Origin of the sequence: Cognatitamlana onchidii (assembly GCF_004804355.1) — a bacterium.
Lineage (GTDB): Bacteria > Bacteroidota > Bacteroidia > Flavobacteriales > Flavobacteriaceae > Cognatitamlana > Cognatitamlana onchidii.
Genome location: NZ_SRWZ01000002.1, coordinates 600,686 through 618,418, shown reverse-complemented (window position 1 = coordinate 618,418; position 17,733 = coordinate 600,686). Strand labels below are relative to the sequence as shown.

The window sequence follows — 17,733 nt, the reverse complement described above, 5'->3', positions numbered from 1 at the left end:
ACAGTCTAAAATTGTAGAAAAGGCAAACTTTACCTACTTTTGCAGGTACGTAAAAAGCATGATTATTATGCAAATTCAGTCCTATTTGAAAGACAATTTATCGTTCGAAGATTTTAAAGCAGAAGTTATAAACGACTACAAGACAGCTGTTATTAGTCGGGAATGTAGCTTACTTGGTAGACGAGAAGTTCTTACAGGTAAAGCAAAGTTTGGAATTTTTGGAGATGGAAAAGAAATACCTCAAATAGCCATGGCGAAGGCTTTTCTAAGTGGAGACTGGAGATCAGGCTATTACAGAGACCAAACCTTTATGATGGCTTTAGGTGAACTAACACCCGAACAGTTTTTTGCAGGACTTTATGCTAATACCAATTTAGAATTAGAGCCCATGTCCGCTGGTCGCCAAATGGGAGGGCATTTTGTTACGCATAGTTTAAATGATAATGGCAGCTGGAAAGACTTAACTACTCAATACAACTCAAGTGCCGACATCTCTCCTACCGCTGCTCAAATGCCACGACTACTGGGACTAGCCCAGGCGTCAAAAGTTTTTAGAGAAGTTAAAAATATAAACGCTACTGGTTTTTCGGTAAATGGTAATGAGGTTGCTTGGGGTACTATTGGTAACGCAAGCACAAGTGAAGGTCTATTTTTTGAAACGATAAATGCTGCTGGTGTCCTTCAAGTACCTATGGTAATAAGTATTTGGGATGATGAATATGGTATTTCCGTCCATGCCAAACATCATACCACCAAAGAAAACATATCCGAAATTCTAAAAGGGTTTCAACGTGATTCTGAAAACCAAGGTTTCGAGATCCTAAGAGTTAAAGGATGGGATTATGCTAACTTAATTGAGACCTATCAGGAAGCAGGTAGCATTGCCAGAGAAGAACATGTTCCCGTTTTAATTCATGTATTGGAATTAACGCAACCCCAAGGCCACTCAACCTCTGGATCACATGAACGCTACAAAAATGCTGAACGATTAGAATGGGAAGCTAATCATGATTGCAACACTAAAATGCGTGAATGGATTATTGAAAGTGGTATTGCGACTGTTGAAACGCTTGTTGAAATTGAAAGAGCTGCTAAAAGAGATGTTAGAGAGGCAAAAAAGAATGCCTGGAATACCTTTTTAAAACCAATATCAAGAGAACAGAAGGAAGCCATAAAATTACTGAAATTGGCCGCTAAAAAAAGTAAAAATGGCGTATTTATAACCAAAATTCAAGAGAGTCTTGCGAACATTGATGAACCAACAAGAAAAGACATTCTTTCCCATGGAAGAAAAGCGTTGAGGTATTTAATTGGAGAAACATTCGAAGAAAAGCAAAAGCTTGGCACTTGGATAAACGAGCTTATTAATAACACACAGCCTAAATTTAGCTCTCATTTATATTCACAAACCCAAGGTTCTAATACCAGAATAGCAGAAACGAAACCCGCTTACAACGACGATTCTGCATTGGTTGATGGCAGAATTATACTTCGCGATAATTTTGACGCTCTTTTTAACAGGTACCCAGAGGCTTTAGTCTTTGGGGAAGATACAGGAAAAATAGGCGATGTAAACCAAGGATTGGAAGGCTTGCAAGATAAATACGGAGAATTAAGAATTGCAGACACTGGCATTAGAGAAGCTACAATTGTTGGGCAAGGTATTGGTATGGCTTTGAGAGGGTTAAGGCCCATTGCCGAAATACAATATTTAGACTATATTTTATATGCTTTACAAATAATAAGTGATGACTTGGCGACCACGCATTATAGAACCAAAGGAAAACAAAAAGCGCCTGTTATTATAAGAACCCGAGGACATAGGTTGGAAGGGATTTGGCATTCTGGCTCACAAATGGGAGGTATTATAAATTTGGTTAAAGGGGTCAATTTACTAGTTCCGAGAAACATGACAAAAGCCGCTGGTTTTTACAATACGCTGCTTCTTGGGGACGACCCTGCGATAGTTGTAGAGTGTTTAAATGGCTATCGCTTAAAAGAAAAGATGCCAAATAATTTGGGTATTCTTAAAACCCCCATTGGTGTTGTTGAAACGTTAAAAGTAGGAACCGATATTACCGTAGTGTCTTATGGCTCTACATTGCGTATTGTTGAGGAGACAGCTAAAGAACTGTCTGCTGTTGGAATAGATATCGAAATTATAGATGTTCAGTCGCTAATGCCTTTCGATTTAAAGCATGATATAGTAAAAAGCATAGCTAAAACAAATAGAGTTATGATTATTGATGAAGACGTACCAGGAGGAGCATCAGCATATATTTTAGATGAAATTTTAAATAAGCAAAATGCATTCGAATATTTAGACAGCTCGCCAAAAACATTAACAGCGAAACCTCATAGACCAGCTTATGGCAATGATGGTGACTACTTTTCAAAACCCTCTGCGGAAGATATCTTTGAAGCTATTTATGAGGTTATGCACGAGGTAAACCCAAGTCATTATCCGCAGTTAAGATAGTTTATTCCCATGATGCAAAGATCACTTCCTTTTGGTTTGATTGTTATATCATAATTCTATGAAAGCCGTTTCCTTAAGAGAAATTAAAAAAGAGTTAGATACGTTGTCTACTCAAGAAATAAAAGACATTTGCTTAAGGTTATCTCGATTTAAAAAAGAAAATAAAGAGCTTCTCACCTATTTGCTTTTTGAGTCGCATAATGAAGACGACTATGTTCTTAGCATAAAGGCATATATGGACGCCGAGTTCGAAATTATAAATAGAGTGAGTTTTTTTTACATAAGAAAAAGTGTCAGGAAAATATTGCGAAACGTAAAGAAGTTTATCAGGTATTCTCAAAACAAAGAAACAGAAGCGACTCTTCTACTCTATTTTTGCTTAAAATTAAAAAACTTTCAACCTTCAATTTCCAATAGCACACAATTACAAAACACCTTTGAACGCCAGCTGCTGCTATCAAAAAAAGTGATTGGTTCGCTTCATGAGGATTTGCAATATGATTTTAATGTACTGGTTGAAAATCTTGTTGAATAATTGAAGGCTTTTATTATTTGCCATTTATTTAGTTTACATAGCACAATTCACCACCTTGCTATTTGAATGCTTGCAGCAATATTTTATCTTTGCCGCCTATTAAATAGGATATTTATTTATGAAGATTTCATACAACTGGTTGAAACAGTTTTTAAAAACATCTTGGACACCAGAACAAACAAGTGAATTACTTACAGATTTAGGTTTAGAAGTTGAAGGTCTAGAATCTTACCAGTCTATTAAAGGTGGACTAGAAGGTGTTGTTGTGGGTGAAGTTTTAACCTGTGTAAAACATCCCAATGCAGATAAATTGAAAGTAACCACAGTTGATGTAGGTGACGAATCCCCGTTGCAAATTGTTTGTGGGGCTCCCAATGTTGATGCTGGCCAAAAAGTACCTGTTGCAACCATTGGAACTGTTTTATGTACCAAAGAAGATGAAGCATGGACTATAAAAAAAGGCAAAATACGCGGGGAAGCAAGTCATGGTATGATATGTGCTGAAGACGAATTGGGTTTAGGTAAATCGCATGATGGTATTCTAGTTCTTGATGAAAAATTAAAACCAGGAACCCCTGTTTCTGATATCTTTGATATAGAAAATGATTATGTCTTTGAAATAGGTCTTACTCCAAACAGAGCCGATGCTATGAGCCATTTAGGAACTGCAAGAGATTTAAGAGCTGGACTTATTCAAAAAGAAATAAATTTAGAGCTTATTACACCATCGGTAAGTGCGTTTCAGGTTGAAAACAGAACAGTAAAAATTGATGTTAATGTTATTAATCAAGATTTGGCACCTCGTTACTGTGGCGTAACAATTACTGGACTTAAAGTTAAAGAATCTCCTAAATGGATACAGCACAGACTAAAAGCTATTGGCTTAAGCCCTATTAACAATATTGTTGATGCTACAAATTATGTGCTTCATGAACTCGGTCAGCCGCTACATGCTTTTGATGCTGTTAAAATTACTGGAAACAAAGTTGAAGTTAAAACATTAAAAGCAGGAACCAAGTTTGTAACCTTAGATGGTATTGAGCGTGAGCTTCATGAAGACGACCTGATGATTTGTGATGCAGAAAAGCCCATGTGCATAGCAGGAGTTTTTGGAGGTGAACATTCTGGAGTTTCAGAAAGCACCACAAGCATCTTCTTAGAAAGTGCTTATTTTAATCCTGTTAGCATTAGAAAAACTGCTAAACGCCACGGTTTAAACACGGATGCGTCTTTTAGATTTGAAAGAGGTATTGATCCAAACATAACAGAATATGCCTTAAAGCGTGCTGCCTTATTGATACAAGATATTGCTGGTGGGGAAATAACTAGCGACATTGTAGACCTATACCCAAAAAAGATAAAGGATTTTGAGGTGCGACTAAGTTTTGAAAATGCTAAAAAACTCGTTGGAGAAGAAATACCGCGAGAGGTTATAAAACGCATACTTACGTCTCTAGATATTAAAGTAAATAATGTTACCGAAGCAGGATTAGGCCTTACTGTGCCTGCTTACAGAAACGACGTTCAGCGTGAAGCTGATATTATTGAAGAGATTTTAAGAGTATACGGGTATAATAATATTGAAACTACAAAAAAACTAAATGCCTCTATTTCTACGACTTCGCGTTTTGAAGACTATAAAATTCAAAACATTATTGGAGACCAATTAGCCTCACAAGGTTTTTTTGAAATTTTATCAAATTCCTTAACAACACCCAATTACATTGAATTAAGTGAGCAACTTAAGGAGAATCATAATGTTACTATGCTAAACCCTCTAAGTAACGATCTCTCTGTTTTAAGACAGTCATTGTTATTTTCGGGATTAGAATCTATTTCTTTTAATATTAATAGAAAACGTTCTAATTTAAAATTCTTTGAGTTTGGTAAGACCTACCATGCCTATGATAATAAAAGAGAAGAATACAAACATTTATCACTATTTATTACAGGTAACCAATTTGCAGAAAACTGGAATCAAGAAAACAAAAAAAGTGACTTTTTTGTGATGAAAGGCCTTGTTTGTTCCATTCTTGAACGTTTAGGGGTTTTAAAATTTAATGAATCGCCTGTTAAATCTGATTTGTTTTCTGAAGGACTTTCTCTGTCATTAGGAAAAAACAAACTAGTCGATTTTGGTATTATTAAAAAAAGTGTTTTAAAACACTTTGATATTGAACAAGAAGTTGTCTATGCAGACTTTAATTGGGACACTGTATTAGATGTTATTAAGCATCATAGTATTAAATTTAAGTCCATACCAAAGTACCCAGAAGTGCGCCGGGATTTCGCCCTATTATTAGATAACAATGTTACTTTTGAATCTATTTACACCGTTGCTAAACAAACCGAAAAACAACTTTTAAAAGAGATTAACCTTTTTGATGTTTATCAAGGTAAAAACTTACCAAAAGGAAAAAAGAGCTACGCCGTTAGCTTCACCTTGCAGGACGAAAGAAAAACGCTCAACGAAAAACAGATTGATAAAATCATGAAGAAATTGCAATCTAGTTTTGAAAAGCAGCTTGGAGCCGAATTAAGATAATATACTAATATAATTGACTTTGTATACTTCGCCTTTTTTGAATCCTTTAAAACGGGATAAATATTTACAACAACTTATTGTATCACAATGAATTAAAATTTCTTTTCGAGCTGAAACCTCTTTTTATTAAGTATTCATTTTAATAAATTACCGTTTATTTAGTGTTAGCCTTTATTGACTTTTCAACAAGAAAAAAATAAAACAAAATAACTACTGAAAAACTAAAAAAAAGATACAGATTAAAAACGCCAACTCTTGGGCCTATAGTGGTGCGATATATACCAAATGATAGAACTGCGTTAATTAAAAAGGCTATAACAAAAAAAATACTTCTTCTGCCACTGAGAAATAATGATTTAAAACTAAACATCTTGAATATAAGCTTGAAGTTCTCGTAAAATAATGTGCCAAATATAGGCCATAAAAAAAATAATGGCATCAAAAATAAACGAACCTCTCTTGATTTAGTATTCATGTATACCACAAGGGTGTTTATTAATAGAGTAATAAAAAATGCATAAAGCATTTTTTTATTTTTTACCGTCAATTGAGATTTCTGAAACCTGTTTATAAATAAGAAACTCAATGGAACTAAAAAAATCAATAAAAACCCACCAATTGATTCAATGCTATAAATAGCACTCTGAAAATTCCATTTAATGTAAGAGAATCGTTGTAAAAAATACTCCTTTGAAGCTTGATTAGATGCATTAGTTTTTATGAAAAACAGCAGGTAAAACAAGTAAATTATTAAAGACATAACGATTGAAAGGGATCTTACCCAAAACTCCTTCGATTTAATATTTTGATATAACGATTCACCCCAATTGTATACAAAAACAAAAAAAAGAGCCGGCAATAAAATCACTCCACTTTCTCTTACTATTAAACTTGTTCCAAAAACTATTGCAAAAATTAGGTAATTATCTCTATAATAACAGATTAAACTAAACAGAATAAGACAAAACTGCAAGGGTTCATCATATGAATAAACGGGCGGGAAAAACATAAAGAAAATTGGAAAACACAAATAATAGGCATAAAGGCTATACATATTTAGAATATAATTATTTGTGAATCTCCGTGAGAGATAAAAAATTAGTATTCCGCTAAAGAAAAGTAACGTAAAATTAACTAGGACAAATGCACTCCCAATGTTGATACTAAAAATATTTGAGCAAAAATCTATTAATAGGGTGGTTACTTTTCGTCTAATAAAAACGGGATGTGTTCTATGCAAATTAACAATTTCTGTTAATGAGAAATTTGAAATACCAAATCCACCCCCATTAACCATTGTTGAAATACCTCTTGTAACATGAACTAAAAGTATAATCAATGTAAAGAACAGACTAGTGAGTATTGGTCTTACTTTTTTCATTACAAATTAGGCATTAAAATGAAGCTGTACAATAATAGAAATTTTTTCGTATCTTTAAAAGAGAACCCTTAAACCTATTGTCATGTCAAACTATATAAAAGTCTACACTGGAAATTTTATTGAGGTACAACGCATTTTTAATGCCCTAGAAACACAGAACATTTCTGCTATTATTAAAGATGAATCAGAGTCGGGAAGACTTGCCGGTTTTGGTTCTTCAATACAGGGACTTCAAGAAATTCATGTGCATAAAGATGAACTTGCGTTAGCTGAACCTATTATTGAGAAATTAACATCGGAACTGCATAATTAACTAGACCGTAACGCTGTACATTTTATTTCTTAATTCCTTTATTTTTGAGTCCTGCATGTACTCATCAAAAGTAGTATATCTATCAATAACCCCATTTGGCGTTAATTCAACAACCCTATTAGCCACTGTTTGAGCAAACTCATGATCGTGCGTTGTAAATAAAATCGTGCCTTTAAAGTTTTTAAGTGAGTTATTAAAAGCGGTAATACTTTCTAAGTCTAAGTGGTTTGTTGGCTCATCTAACTGAAGTACATTGGCCCTCATCATCATCATTCTAGATAACATACATCTTACCTTTTCTCCTCCAGAAAGTACAGAAGACTTTTTAAATGCTTCCTCTCCACTAAAAATCATTTTTCCTAAAAAACCTCTAATGTTTACTTCTTCTCGTTCTTCTTCGGTTGTTGCCCATTGGCGTAACCAATCTATTAAAGTTAAATCATTATCAAAAAACTCGCTGTTATCTAGTGGTAAATACGATTGTGTTGTGGTAACGCCCCACATAAATTTACCAGCATCTGCCTGCTCTTTATTATTAAGTATTTGGTAAAAAGCTGTTGTAGCTCTTGAATCTCTTGAAAAAACCACAACCTTATCACCTTTGGCTAAGTTTAAATCAATATTTTTAAAAAGCACTTCTCCATCTATAGACGCTGCTAAACCTTCGATATTCAATATTTGATCGCCCGCCTCTCTATCGCGCTCAAAAATAATGGCTGGATACCTGCGGCTAGTCCTTCTAATATCTGCAATATTTAACTTATCAATCATCTTTTTTCTACTGGTAGCCTGTTTACTTTTAGCAACATTGGCAGAAAAACGCCTAATAAACTCTTCAAGTTCTTTCTTCTTTTCTTCGGCCTTTTTATTTTGTTGCGCATGCTGTTTTGCTGCTAATTGAGAAGACTCGTACCAGAACGTATAGTTTCCAGAATAATGGTTTATTTTACCAAAATCTATATCAGAAATATGAGTACAAACCGCATCTAAAAAGTGTCTGTCGTGAGATACCACAATAACACAATTATCGTAGTTAGCCAAAAAATTTTCTAACCAAGCAATGGTTTCATAATCCAAATCGTTGGTAGGCTCATCCATGATTAACACATCAGGGTTACCAAATAAAGCCTGTGCCAATAATACACGTACTTTTTGCTTTCCATCAAGATCTGCCATCATAGTATAATGAAACTCCTCCTTAATTCCTAAATTTGACAACATAGCAGCAGCATTACTATCGGCATTCCAACCATCCATTTCTTCAAACTTAACCTGTAACTCCCCTATTTTATCGGCGTTCTCATCAGAATAATCGGCATAAAGTGCATCAATTTCTGTCTTAATATCATATAAGGGCTTATTTCCCATTAATATGGTATCCAAAACGGTTTGCGCATCGTATAAGTTATGATTTTGCTCTAACACAGACATACGTTTACCAGCCTCTAGTGATACATGACCGGATGTTGGCTCAAGCTTTCCTGAAATAATTTTTAAGAAAGTAGATTTACCAGAACCATTTGCTCCAATTATACCGTAACAATTACCGTTATTAAATGTTGTATTTACTTCATCGAAAAGCACACGTTTTCCGAATTGAACTGAAAGATTTGATACTGATAACATAAACTTCTATTAAATTTTTTGCAAAAGTAGAAAAATCAAACCGTAAGACGAAAACATAGCTTCTCAAATTTTATTCAAGAGCAGTATTGATATATAAACTTTTAACAGCGCCTTAACAGGTGTTTTTGAAGACAAGGTATACTTTTGTTATACAGAATGTACCCTAACATTATCTATGAAAATTTATCTCTCAATATTACTATTAGTACTCACTTGTTTTGGATGTATTAATGATTCCAAAAAAAAGGACGTACATTACGCTTACCTTGGAGGTGAAATAATTAATCCTAATTCAAATTACATAATACTATCGCAACGTGAACGCGTTATCGATACCATAAAACTTGACGGAAGAAATAGATTTCTGTACAAAATTAAAAATGTAAATGAAGGTATTTACACCTTTAGCCATGGTGGCGAATACCAAATTGTCCTTATCGAACCTGCGGATAGCTTACTTTTAAGACTCAATACTTTAGATTTTGACGAATCATTGGTGTTTACAGGAATTGGTGATAAAAAGAATAACTACCTTATTAACGATTATCTTGAAAATGAAATAGAAGAACGTCATATACTTAGACTATGCCAGCTCAGCCCGAACACATATCAGAATCACATTGACTCTCTAAAATTAAAAAAACTTGAAGCATTAAAGAAGTTTAAGAAAAAATATGACTACTCACCATTGTTTGAAGAAATAGCCTTAACAAACATTAACTATAGCTATTATTCAAATAAAGAGGTGTATCCTTTTGTTCATTATGGTAAGAATAAGGCCGCAATATTAGCGTCTTTACCTAATGATTTTTATGATTACAGAAAAAACATTGATTATAATGACGAGTCGCTAAGTAGTTATCATAATTATAATACCTTTTTGAGACATCATTTTAGAAACCTCTCTTTAAAGGCACATGATGAACATGCAATGGGCAAATCATTTAATAGAAAATCTGTTTGTTACAATTTAGATAGATTAAAGTTAATTGATAGCCTAGTGGTTAATGAAACCATTAAGAATGATTTACTTAATTATTTTACCATTAAATATCTTGCCAGTAGCAAGAATGAAGTGTCTAATAATGCCATTTTAAAATCTTATCTAAACAAAAGCACGAATGATAAAGATAAAGAAATGATTAGCCAATACACTAAATCCATTAACTTGTTAAAAGATGGATCAAAAATTCCAAGTGTTTCGCTTATTGATTACAACAATCAAGTGTTAGATCTTGAAAATATTATTGTTAGACCTACGGTAATTACATTTTGGTCGTATCTATATTACCAACATTTTAAGGAGAGTCATTATAAGCTCATTGAGTTAAAAGAAAAATATCCTGAAGTAGATTTTATAAGTATTAATGTAGATAAATTTGGTATAGAAAAATCTAGAAAAATCCTTAAAAACAATGAGTTCACTCAAGAAAATGAATTTCAATTTAAGTACCCAAAAGAAGCTTCAAAGGCTTTAGCTATTCACCCTATGACCAAAACTATAGTAATAGATCAAGATCATAAAATTGTGAACAGTAATACCAATATATTTTCTATATATTTTGAAAAAGAACTACTAGGCCTAATTAACCGATAGCTATAGCTATAGCTTATAATGATTCATTAATAATTTTTCGTAGACCTTACTAGGCAGTACTCTCTTTAAAACGATTGAAAACTTCTGCATAAATTCTCCAACTTTGTAGTGTACTCCGGGTTTTCCTGTATTTATTAATTTATAAACGGCCTGGGCCATTATGCTAGGGTCGCTACCAGTGTCTACATGTTTGTTCATTAAGTCTAAAGTGTTTCCGTAAGACTGCTTATAAGGAGATGTATCATTTAAAGGCACATGATACCTTCCTGCCGCAATATTAGTTGCAAAATCACCTGGGGCTACATTAGTCATTTCAATATTGAAACCTTTTAACTCCATTCTAAAGGCTTCAGTAAGTAACTCTAAGGCTCCTTTGCTCGCACTGTAAATACCTCTGTATGGCAAGCCCATATAGCCTGCAATTGATGTTATGTTAATGATTAAGCCTGACCTTTGCTTACGCATTTGCGGTAAAACCGCTTTTATAACATTTATGGGGCCAAAAAAATTAGTTTCAAAATTCTTCTTGATTTCATCTTCTGGAGTTTCTTCAATGGGCCCTGTAATCCCAGCACCAGCATTATTGATGAGCACATTTAAGCACCCCTCCTTTTTAATGACTACTTGTACAGCTCTCAAAATAGTTTGATTATTTTGAACATCTAATTCAAGAATAGGAAACTTACTGGATTTATAATTATTAGGGTTTCTACTGGTTCCATAAACCTTAAACCCTTTTTCTAACAAAAATTCGCCAATAGATTTTCCAATACCCGATGATCCTCCTGTGATCAAAACAACCTTAGACATAGTCATTGAATTAAGAAATGAAAGCGCCAAAATACAACATTGAAACCTTTAAAGAAAACGTAAATATAGCGCATAAAAAAAGGCAAGCTACCTACATCACACCGCTACGACCATTTACCTTTGCTTCGTTCCCGACCTGGAGGATTCAACAGGAGCTGGTTGTGTAGGACTTGCCGGCTGCAAAGATACAATCTTTTAAAATTTTCACAATGATTTTTTAAACTGATTTTAAATAAATATCTTGCTTCGAACTAAATTATAATAATGAAATCTATCAAATATCTCACTATCATATTTTTAGGAGTTTTACTAACTTCTTGTGGCTCAAATACTGGGCAAAAAAAAAGTGATTTTACTATAGTTACAAATGCTAAAAAGGGGAATTTACCAAATAATAAAACCCTAGAATTATCTATAGAAAACAAAAAAAAGTACACCATAGATTCTATCACTTATTTGCTGAATGGCATGAAAATAGGGTCCCAGACATTATTAAGTGATTTTAAATTGGGCAAACAAACGCTTGAAGCTGTAGTTTATTTTGAAGGAGAACAGCAAAAAGTAACGTCTACTATTACCATATTACATAATGAACTCCCTAAAGTTTATACCTATAATATTATAGATGAATACCCTCATGATATAACATCCTATACACAAGGCCTAGAGTTTTATAATGATACGCTTTATGAGAGTACTGGGCAGTATAAAGAATCTAAACTTAGAAAGGTAAATTATAAAACAGGTGAGGTTATTAAGAATATGAACCTAGCTGACGAATACTTTGGAGAAGGACTCACCATTTTAAACGATAAAGTATATCAACTTACTTGGCAGAAAGGTACAGGATTTATATATGATGTACATAGTTTTAACAAATTGGACAGTTTTAAGTATGGGAACAGTAAGGAAGGATGGGGATTATGTAACCATAACGACATTATTTATAAAAGTGATGGAACCGAAAAAATCTGGCTACTAAATAAAGATACTTTAGCCGAAGAAGATTACATTCAAGTATATACAAACAAAGGCAAAATTGTTGGTATTAACGAAATGGAATGGATAGATGGTAAAATATATGCCAATAGATATCAAAAAGATGGCGTTGCTATTATAAACCCCGAAAACGGAGCTGTTGTGGGTGTAGTAGATTTTTCACCCCTAAAAAAATTGATAAAACAACATGCAGGTTTAGATGTTTTAAATGGTATTGCGTACAACCCAAAAACAAAAACAATTTTTGTAACAGGAAAACGCTGGAACAAATTGTTTGAGGTTGAAATTATAGAAAAATAATAGCTTAAAATAGGTAATAACAGACAAGATCAGGTTATAAACACTAGCCTTTTAGTTTAAAATTAACCTATGAGCTATTTTATATTTTAAACCAATTTTTGATTATGTCCTTTTCGATGTTATAGTTTCCCTTATGAATAAACTCATTTTTAGATGCATTATATTCATAATCCTTTCCCCAGTCCTTATAATTCCTTGCAACTTCTTTTATAGACTCACAGATAAAATGAATCTCTTTATCAGTCATAGTGGGATGAATAGACATGCGTACCCAACCTGGGCGTTCGATTAAACAGCCATTAAGTATTTTTTGTTCAATAGACTTTGATGTTGGTTGGTCCACATTCAATAAATAATGGCCATAAGTTCCTGCACAGGAGCACCCCCCTCTTGTTTGAATGCCATACTTATCATTTAAAAGTTTAACAATTAAGTTATAATGAACATCTTCAATATAAAATGAAAATACACCTAATCTTTCCCTATGTTTAGGAGCTAATATCTTTAAATTTTCAATTTTTGATAGTTCATCAAACACAATTATATTGAGTTCATGCTCTCTATCCAAAATATTCTGAACCCCCATTTGCTCTTTAAGTTTGATAGACAAAGCTATACGAATGGCTTGCATAAAACCTGGTGTTCCTCCATCTTCTCGGGTCTCAATATCGTCTATATAATCATGATCTCCCCACGGGTTTGTATAACTTACAGTTCCTCCTCCAGGGTTATCGGGAACTAAATTATTATAAAGTTTTTTATTGAAAATTAGAACTCCCGACGAGCTAGGCCCACCCAAAAACTTATGAGGAGAAAAGGTAATGGCGTCTAAATATGCCTCTTTACCATCTGGGTGCATATTAATATTCACATAAGGAGCAGAACAGGCAAAATCAACAAAACATAAACCATTATTTTGATGCATAACTTTTGCAACTTCGTAATAGTTTGTTCTAATACCTGTTACATTTGAACAACCTGTTATAGCCGCAATTTTTATCGGGTAATCCTTATACTTTTCAATAAGTTCTTGCAACTTTTTAGTGCATGGCAGCCCCTCTCTATTAGATGGAATAATCTCCACACGAGCAATAGTTTCTATCCAAGACGTTTGATTACTATGATGTTCCATATGAGAAACAAAAATAATTGGACGCTTCTCCTTAGGGATTTGAGTATAATCCTTTAAATTTTCATTTAATTTAATACCTAAGATGCGCTGAAACTTATTAATAGCTCCCGTCATTCCAGTCCCAACGGTAATTAAAACATCTTCGTCTGAAGCATTAACATGCTTTTTAATTATCGTTCTTGCATCATGATACGCATGTGTCATAACACTTCCTGTAACGGCTGTTTCAGTATGCGTATTAGCCACAAAGCGACCAATTTCATTACTTAACTTATCTTCAATAGGTTTATATAATCTACCACTTGCAGTCCAATCGGCATATATTACTTTCTTTATTCCATAGGGAGACTCAAAATATTCATCTATTCCAATAATGTTCTTTCTAAACCCTTCAAAATAATCTTCAAGATTCTTAGCTAGAGTATTTGTTTTTTGTTCCATAACACTATTGTTTTTGTACAATTATTTATAGGCGTCTAAACCCTTTTGTAAAAACGTGGCATACTCATCTTCATCTGGCGTATAACCAACAGGCTCGGTTAATACCTCATTGTTTTTCGCATTAAACAATACATAAAACGGTTGGGAATTCGATTTAAAAAACTGTGTTTGAAAATTTGCCCATTTATGCCCATAATTTTTAAGAAGTCTCGTCCCTCCATTAACTCGATTAACCTCTAACTGTTCATCGTCAGGAAGTTCCCTTTTATCATCTACATATAAAGAAATTAACACATAATCATTTCGCAAATAGCTGTCTATTTTATCAAGTGGCCAAATGTGCTCTTCCATCTTTCTGCAATTAACACAGGCATACCCTGTAAAATCAATCATTATTGGCTTATTTACCTTTTTAGCATAGGCAATACCCGTTTTTAAATTTTTGAATGTTTTAAGGTTATTTGTAGAAGAACTCGGAAAAAACCAACTATACCCGACAGGAGGTGCTAATCCGCTAAGCAGTGTTAATGATTTATAGGTATTGGTTTTCTCATCAACTCGAAAACCAGACACCAAATATATCACAAATGCAATGACTAAAACCCCACCTGAAATTCTAAAAAATGACAATTTCTTGAGAGGTGAATCATGCGGAAATTTTATTTTTCCAAAAACATAAAGCGCTAAACCAGCAAATATTAGAATCCAAATAATAAGAAAAGGCTCTATTTTTAATAAACCCCAACGTTTCACCAAGTCTGCATTGGACAAAAACTTAAAAGCTAAAGCCAATTCAAGAAAGCCTAGAATAACTTTGGTAGTATTTAGCCACCCTCCAGACTTTGGTAAGGCATTCATCATATTTGGAAACATAGCAAATAAAGCAAAAGGCATCCCTAAAGATACACCAAAACCAGCCATACCAGCTGTAAGTTGCCAAGCCCCACCATCAGCCGTTAAAGATCCTGCAAGAAGCGACCCCAATATAGGTCCTGTACAAGAAAAAGAAACGATGGCAAGCGTAAGGGCCATAAAGAAAATACCGATTAAACCTCCTGAACGTTCTCCTTTAGTTGTTTTCGTTGTCCAAGTAGCTGGTAGTGTTAACTCATAGTATCCGAAGAAAGAAAAAGCAAAAAACACAAAAATGACAAAGAACACAATGTTTAAAAACACATTGGTTGAGATTTCATTCAGAATATCTGGGTTTACAGAATCTAATAAGTGAAACGGAATACTTAAAATTAAATACACCATCAATATAAAAAAACCATATAAGATTGCTTTCGAAATTCCTGAACTCTTACTATGATCTCCTTTTTTAGTAAAAAAACTAACCGTTAAAGGAATCATTGGAAAGACACAAGGTGTTAATAGTGCCAACAGACCTCCTAAAAATCCTAATCCAAAAATGGTCCAAAGTGATTTCTTTTTTATCGAAGTACTTTCTATTAAATGAATATCTCTAGGAAGCATGCCGTAAAGAGCCTTATTAACCGATTCGTTATCCAACAACCTATCTTTTTCTTTATTTAAATTCGCTCCAGCCTCCGCACCGTTGCTACCTGACAGATTAAATTCCAATTCAACTTCTGTAGGGGGAAGACAACGCGTATCATCACAAACCATAAAATCAACTGCTCCTTTTATAGCTTTTATATCCTCAATTATTACTATAAATTGTTCAAACACGGCTGTATTTTCGAAAAACTTGATGCGCATTTCAAAAACAGGATCGTCTACCACATGTCCATTTTCTTCAAGTGTTTTGCCTTTTAGATTGAAAGTTCCTAATGAATTATCATAGGTAAAAGTAGTTGGTAGCGGACCATCTTCAGGTACTTCCTGAGCATATAGGTGCCAGCCTGCTTCGATTGAGGCTTTACTAATAAGCTTATATTCTGTTTCGGATACTTTCTCTACCGACGTTGACCATTTTACTGGTTCCAAAATCTGGGAAAATACATTTGTACTAATAACTAATAATGCAAATAATAAAACTCTTTTCATATGCTGGATTTAGTTAAAAACAACTATTACATACCAATAGCCTTCAATAAAATATTTCTTTTTTATTGACCGTTGAACGTAATAATACATTAAAACAAATGTAAAAAGAAAGATAGTGATTAATGTGTTAAATAGTCCATAAAACCTTGTATCACTTACTAATTAAATGTTAAAACCGATAACAACTGTAACCAAAAACCAATTCAAACATAAGACACTCATTACATGATAATTATACTTAAAAAAACTGGTTTTTTGACTTAGAACCTACAATAGTTATAAATTCAGGGCTATGAAGTGTCTTTATAGAACTGAAACTCTAAATTGTCACATATAATTTAAATCCTTCCAGACTCTAAACCGTATTGACACCGTACGTTTTGGGTTGAGATTATGTATGCATTGATCCGCTTGTAAACAAGCAGAATACGGGCCCTCAATCGGTAAAAATTATCTGTCTGCATAAAGGGTACGATTATTTCCCTGGCTTTTTCATTCAAAAAAAATAATTCAACCAAATAATATCGATTGATTATTTGAATTTATCTCAAAACATAAAATTCTTTATTTATGCACAGCTCCTTGGGTACACGGACAATCACTTAACCCTTGTAAAAAGTTTAATCCAATAGTTACGACATGTGTTCCAGAGTTATAAGCGGACAACTCATTGGTTGTAATCTGGTAGGCATATCCGAAATAAAATATGGACTTTTGAAACCCTACCATTGGCCCTATATTTAATGGTTTTAAAAACTGGTCGTTTAAAAACCTATAAGATATACCCGCCCACAAATAATCTTCATTTCTATTAAACTTTCTTACTTTAAAATTTAAATCGGTACTAGATCGTTTGTCACTGCTAAACATTTGATAGAAAATAGATGGTTCAAATTCTAAACCACTTTTTTTAGGTCCGTTAAAAGTATACCCCGTAAAGATTTGATAGTTTAATAACAAACTTGGCTCCTGTACCCTAACCACATCATCAAAATTCTTTTTGAGAAGGTTGTTAATATTAAAACTTAAAAAGTACCCTTTATTTCTATACAAAGCTCCAATGTCAAAATTAACATTCGAAGTTCTTCTGTCATCAGTTACGAAGGCATCTATACTAGGATTATCATAACCGTTATCAAAATTATTAATATCTATCCTAAAATTATTTATGTTTAAAGATATACCAAAAGATAGATACTGTTCTGTGTAATAATCTAGAATAAGGTGATGAGAGAAAGAGAACTTCATCCCTGTTTGAATGGTATTTCCATTTCTATCATTATAAAATGATGCACCAACACCAGTACGGTTAGCAATTCTGGCATCTCCATAAATGGATTGATTATCTGGAGCACCTTTAATACCAACCCATTGAGTTAAACCATTAGCCCTAATCTTAACATTGTCACCAATACCCGCAAACGTAGGCGACACTACAAAATTATTATCGGCCAAATACTGCGTAAAAACAGGTAGATTTAACTCTTGACTGTAACTTTTGGTTACAATAAAAAGTAATAAGAACGGTATTAGTATTGATTTTCTCATCATTATAGAAAGGCTAC

11 protein-coding genes and 1 other RNA gene are annotated in these 17,733 nt (G+C 33.5%); 6 read left to right on the top strand and 6 right to left on the bottom strand.

The window, feature by feature from the left end:
- The first annotated feature begins 67 nt into the window (after positions 1-67).
- The 4 genes from E5D58_RS06120 to E5D58_RS06105 all read left to right on the top strand — a co-directional run bounded on the left by E5D58_RS06120 (position 68) and on the right by E5D58_RS06105 (position 7,253).
- Positions 68-2,479 (top strand): alpha-ketoacid dehydrogenase subunit alpha/beta, encoded by a 2,412-nt coding sequence (locus E5D58_RS06120; RefSeq protein WP_136480950.1) that lies wholly within the window; start codon positions 68-70, stop codon positions 2,477-2,479.
- 58 nt (positions 2,480-2,537) lie between these two features.
- On the top strand, positions 2,538-3,014 hold the full coding sequence (locus E5D58_RS06115; protein WP_136480949.1) for a hypothetical protein: 477 nt from the start codon (positions 2,538-2,540) through the stop codon (positions 3,012-3,014).
- 118 nt (positions 3,015-3,132) lie between these two features.
- Positions 3,133-5,559, top strand: a complete 2,427-nt coding sequence (pheT, locus tag E5D58_RS06110) for a phenylalanine--tRNA ligase subunit beta (protein WP_136480948.1) — start codon at positions 3,133-3,135, stop codon at positions 5,557-5,559.
- Positions 5,560-7,022: 1,463 nt separating this feature from the next.
- Positions 7,023-7,253, top strand: coding sequence for a putative signal transducing protein (locus E5D58_RS06105; RefSeq protein ID WP_136480947.1), 231 nt, complete (start codon positions 7,023-7,025; stop codon positions 7,251-7,253).
- Here the strand turns inward: E5D58_RS06105 and E5D58_RS06100 are convergent, their stop codons facing one another.
- Complete coding sequence (locus E5D58_RS06100) at positions 7,254-8,879, bottom strand: ABC-F family ATP-binding cassette domain-containing protein (protein ID WP_136480946.1); 1,626 nt, start codon at positions 8,877-8,879, stop codon at positions 7,254-7,256.
- A gap of 175 nt (positions 8,880-9,054) precedes the next feature.
- Between E5D58_RS06100 and E5D58_RS06095 the strand changes: the two genes are divergently transcribed.
- Entirely contained in the window at positions 9,055-10,476 is a 1,422-nt protein-coding gene (locus E5D58_RS06095) for a TlpA family protein disulfide reductase (RefSeq protein WP_136480945.1), read from the top strand.
- Between the two features lie 6 nt (positions 10,477-10,482).
- Here E5D58_RS06095 and E5D58_RS06090 read toward each other — a convergent pair whose 3' ends face one another.
- Together E5D58_RS06090 and ffs are read right to left on the bottom strand one after the other, a co-directional pair.
- Entirely contained in the window at positions 10,483-11,286 is an 804-nt protein-coding gene (locus E5D58_RS06090; protein ID WP_136480944.1) for an SDR family oxidoreductase, read from the bottom strand.
- Between the two features lie 77 nt (positions 11,287-11,363).
- Positions 11,364-11,462: signal recognition particle sRNA small type (gene ffs, locus E5D58_RS06085), an RNA gene on the bottom strand.
- Between the two features lie 88 nt (positions 11,463-11,550).
- On the opposite strand from ffs, the gene E5D58_RS06080 reads away from it, so the two are divergent.
- A complete protein-coding gene (locus tag E5D58_RS06080) occupies positions 11,551-12,585 on the top strand; it encodes a glutaminyl-peptide cyclotransferase (protein ID WP_136480943.1) in 1,035 nt (344 codons plus the stop codon).
- Between the two features lie 79 nt (positions 12,586-12,664).
- Here the strand turns inward: E5D58_RS06080 and E5D58_RS06075 are convergent, their stop codons facing one another.
- The 3 genes from E5D58_RS06075 to E5D58_RS06065 all read right to left on the bottom strand — a co-directional run bounded on the left by E5D58_RS06075 (position 12,665) and on the right by E5D58_RS06065 (position 17,716).
- Positions 12,665-14,158 carry an aminotransferase class V-fold PLP-dependent enzyme gene (locus tag E5D58_RS06075; RefSeq protein ID WP_136480942.1) on the bottom strand — a complete coding sequence of 498 codons (1,494 nt, stop codon included), beginning with the start codon at positions 14,156-14,158 and terminating at the stop codon, positions 12,665-12,667.
- A 21-nt stretch (positions 14,159-14,179) separates the two neighbouring features.
- Positions 14,180-16,168: a protein-disulfide reductase DsbD family protein gene (locus tag E5D58_RS06070; RefSeq protein WP_136480941.1), complete on the bottom strand. Its 1,989-nt coding sequence runs from the start codon at positions 16,166-16,168 to the stop codon at positions 14,180-14,182.
- Between the two features lie 564 nt (positions 16,169-16,732).
- On the bottom strand, positions 16,733-17,716 hold the full coding sequence (locus E5D58_RS06065) for a PorP/SprF family type IX secretion system membrane protein (RefSeq protein WP_136480995.1): 984 nt from the start codon (positions 17,714-17,716) through the stop codon (positions 16,733-16,735).
- Between the last annotated feature and the right edge of the window lie 17 nt (positions 17,717-17,733).

Excerpts from the sequence above, each read along its gene's own strand:
- E5D58_RS06105 (WP_136480947.1), top strand. The coding sequence starts at position 7,023 with ATGTCAAACTATATAAAAGTCTACACTGGAAATTTTATTGAGGTACAA.
- E5D58_RS06075 (WP_136480942.1), bottom strand. The coding sequence starts at position 14,158 with ATGGAACAAAAAACAAATACTCTAGCTAAGAATCTTGAAGATTATTTT.
- E5D58_RS06095 (WP_136480945.1), top strand. The coding sequence starts at position 9,055 with ATGAAAATTTATCTCTCAATATTACTATTAGTACTCACTTGTTTTGGA.
- E5D58_RS06120 (WP_136480950.1), top strand. The coding sequence starts at position 68 with ATGCAAATTCAGTCCTATTTGAAAGACAATTTATCGTTCGAAGATTTT.
- E5D58_RS06070 (WP_136480941.1), bottom strand. The coding sequence starts at position 16,168 with ATGAAAAGAGTTTTATTATTTGCATTATTAGTTATTAGTACAAATGTA.
- E5D58_RS06080 (WP_136480943.1), top strand. The coding sequence starts at position 11,551 with ATGAAATCTATCAAATATCTCACTATCATATTTTTAGGAGTTTTACTA.
- E5D58_RS06115 (WP_136480949.1), top strand. The coding sequence starts at position 2,538 with ATGAAAGCCGTTTCCTTAAGAGAAATTAAAAAAGAGTTAGATACGTTG.
- pheT (WP_136480948.1), top strand. The coding sequence starts at position 3,133 with ATGAAGATTTCATACAACTGGTTGAAACAGTTTTTAAAAACATCTTGG.
- E5D58_RS06100 (WP_136480946.1), bottom strand. The coding sequence starts at position 8,879 with ATGTTATCAGTATCAAATCTTTCAGTTCAATTCGGAAAACGTGTGCTT.
- E5D58_RS06065 (WP_136480995.1), bottom strand. The coding sequence starts at position 17,716 with ATGAGAAAATCAATACTAATACCGTTCTTATTACTTTTTATTGTAACC.
- E5D58_RS06090 (WP_136480944.1), bottom strand. The coding sequence starts at position 11,286 with ATGTCTAAGGTTGTTTTGATCACAGGAGGATCATCGGGTATTGGAAAA.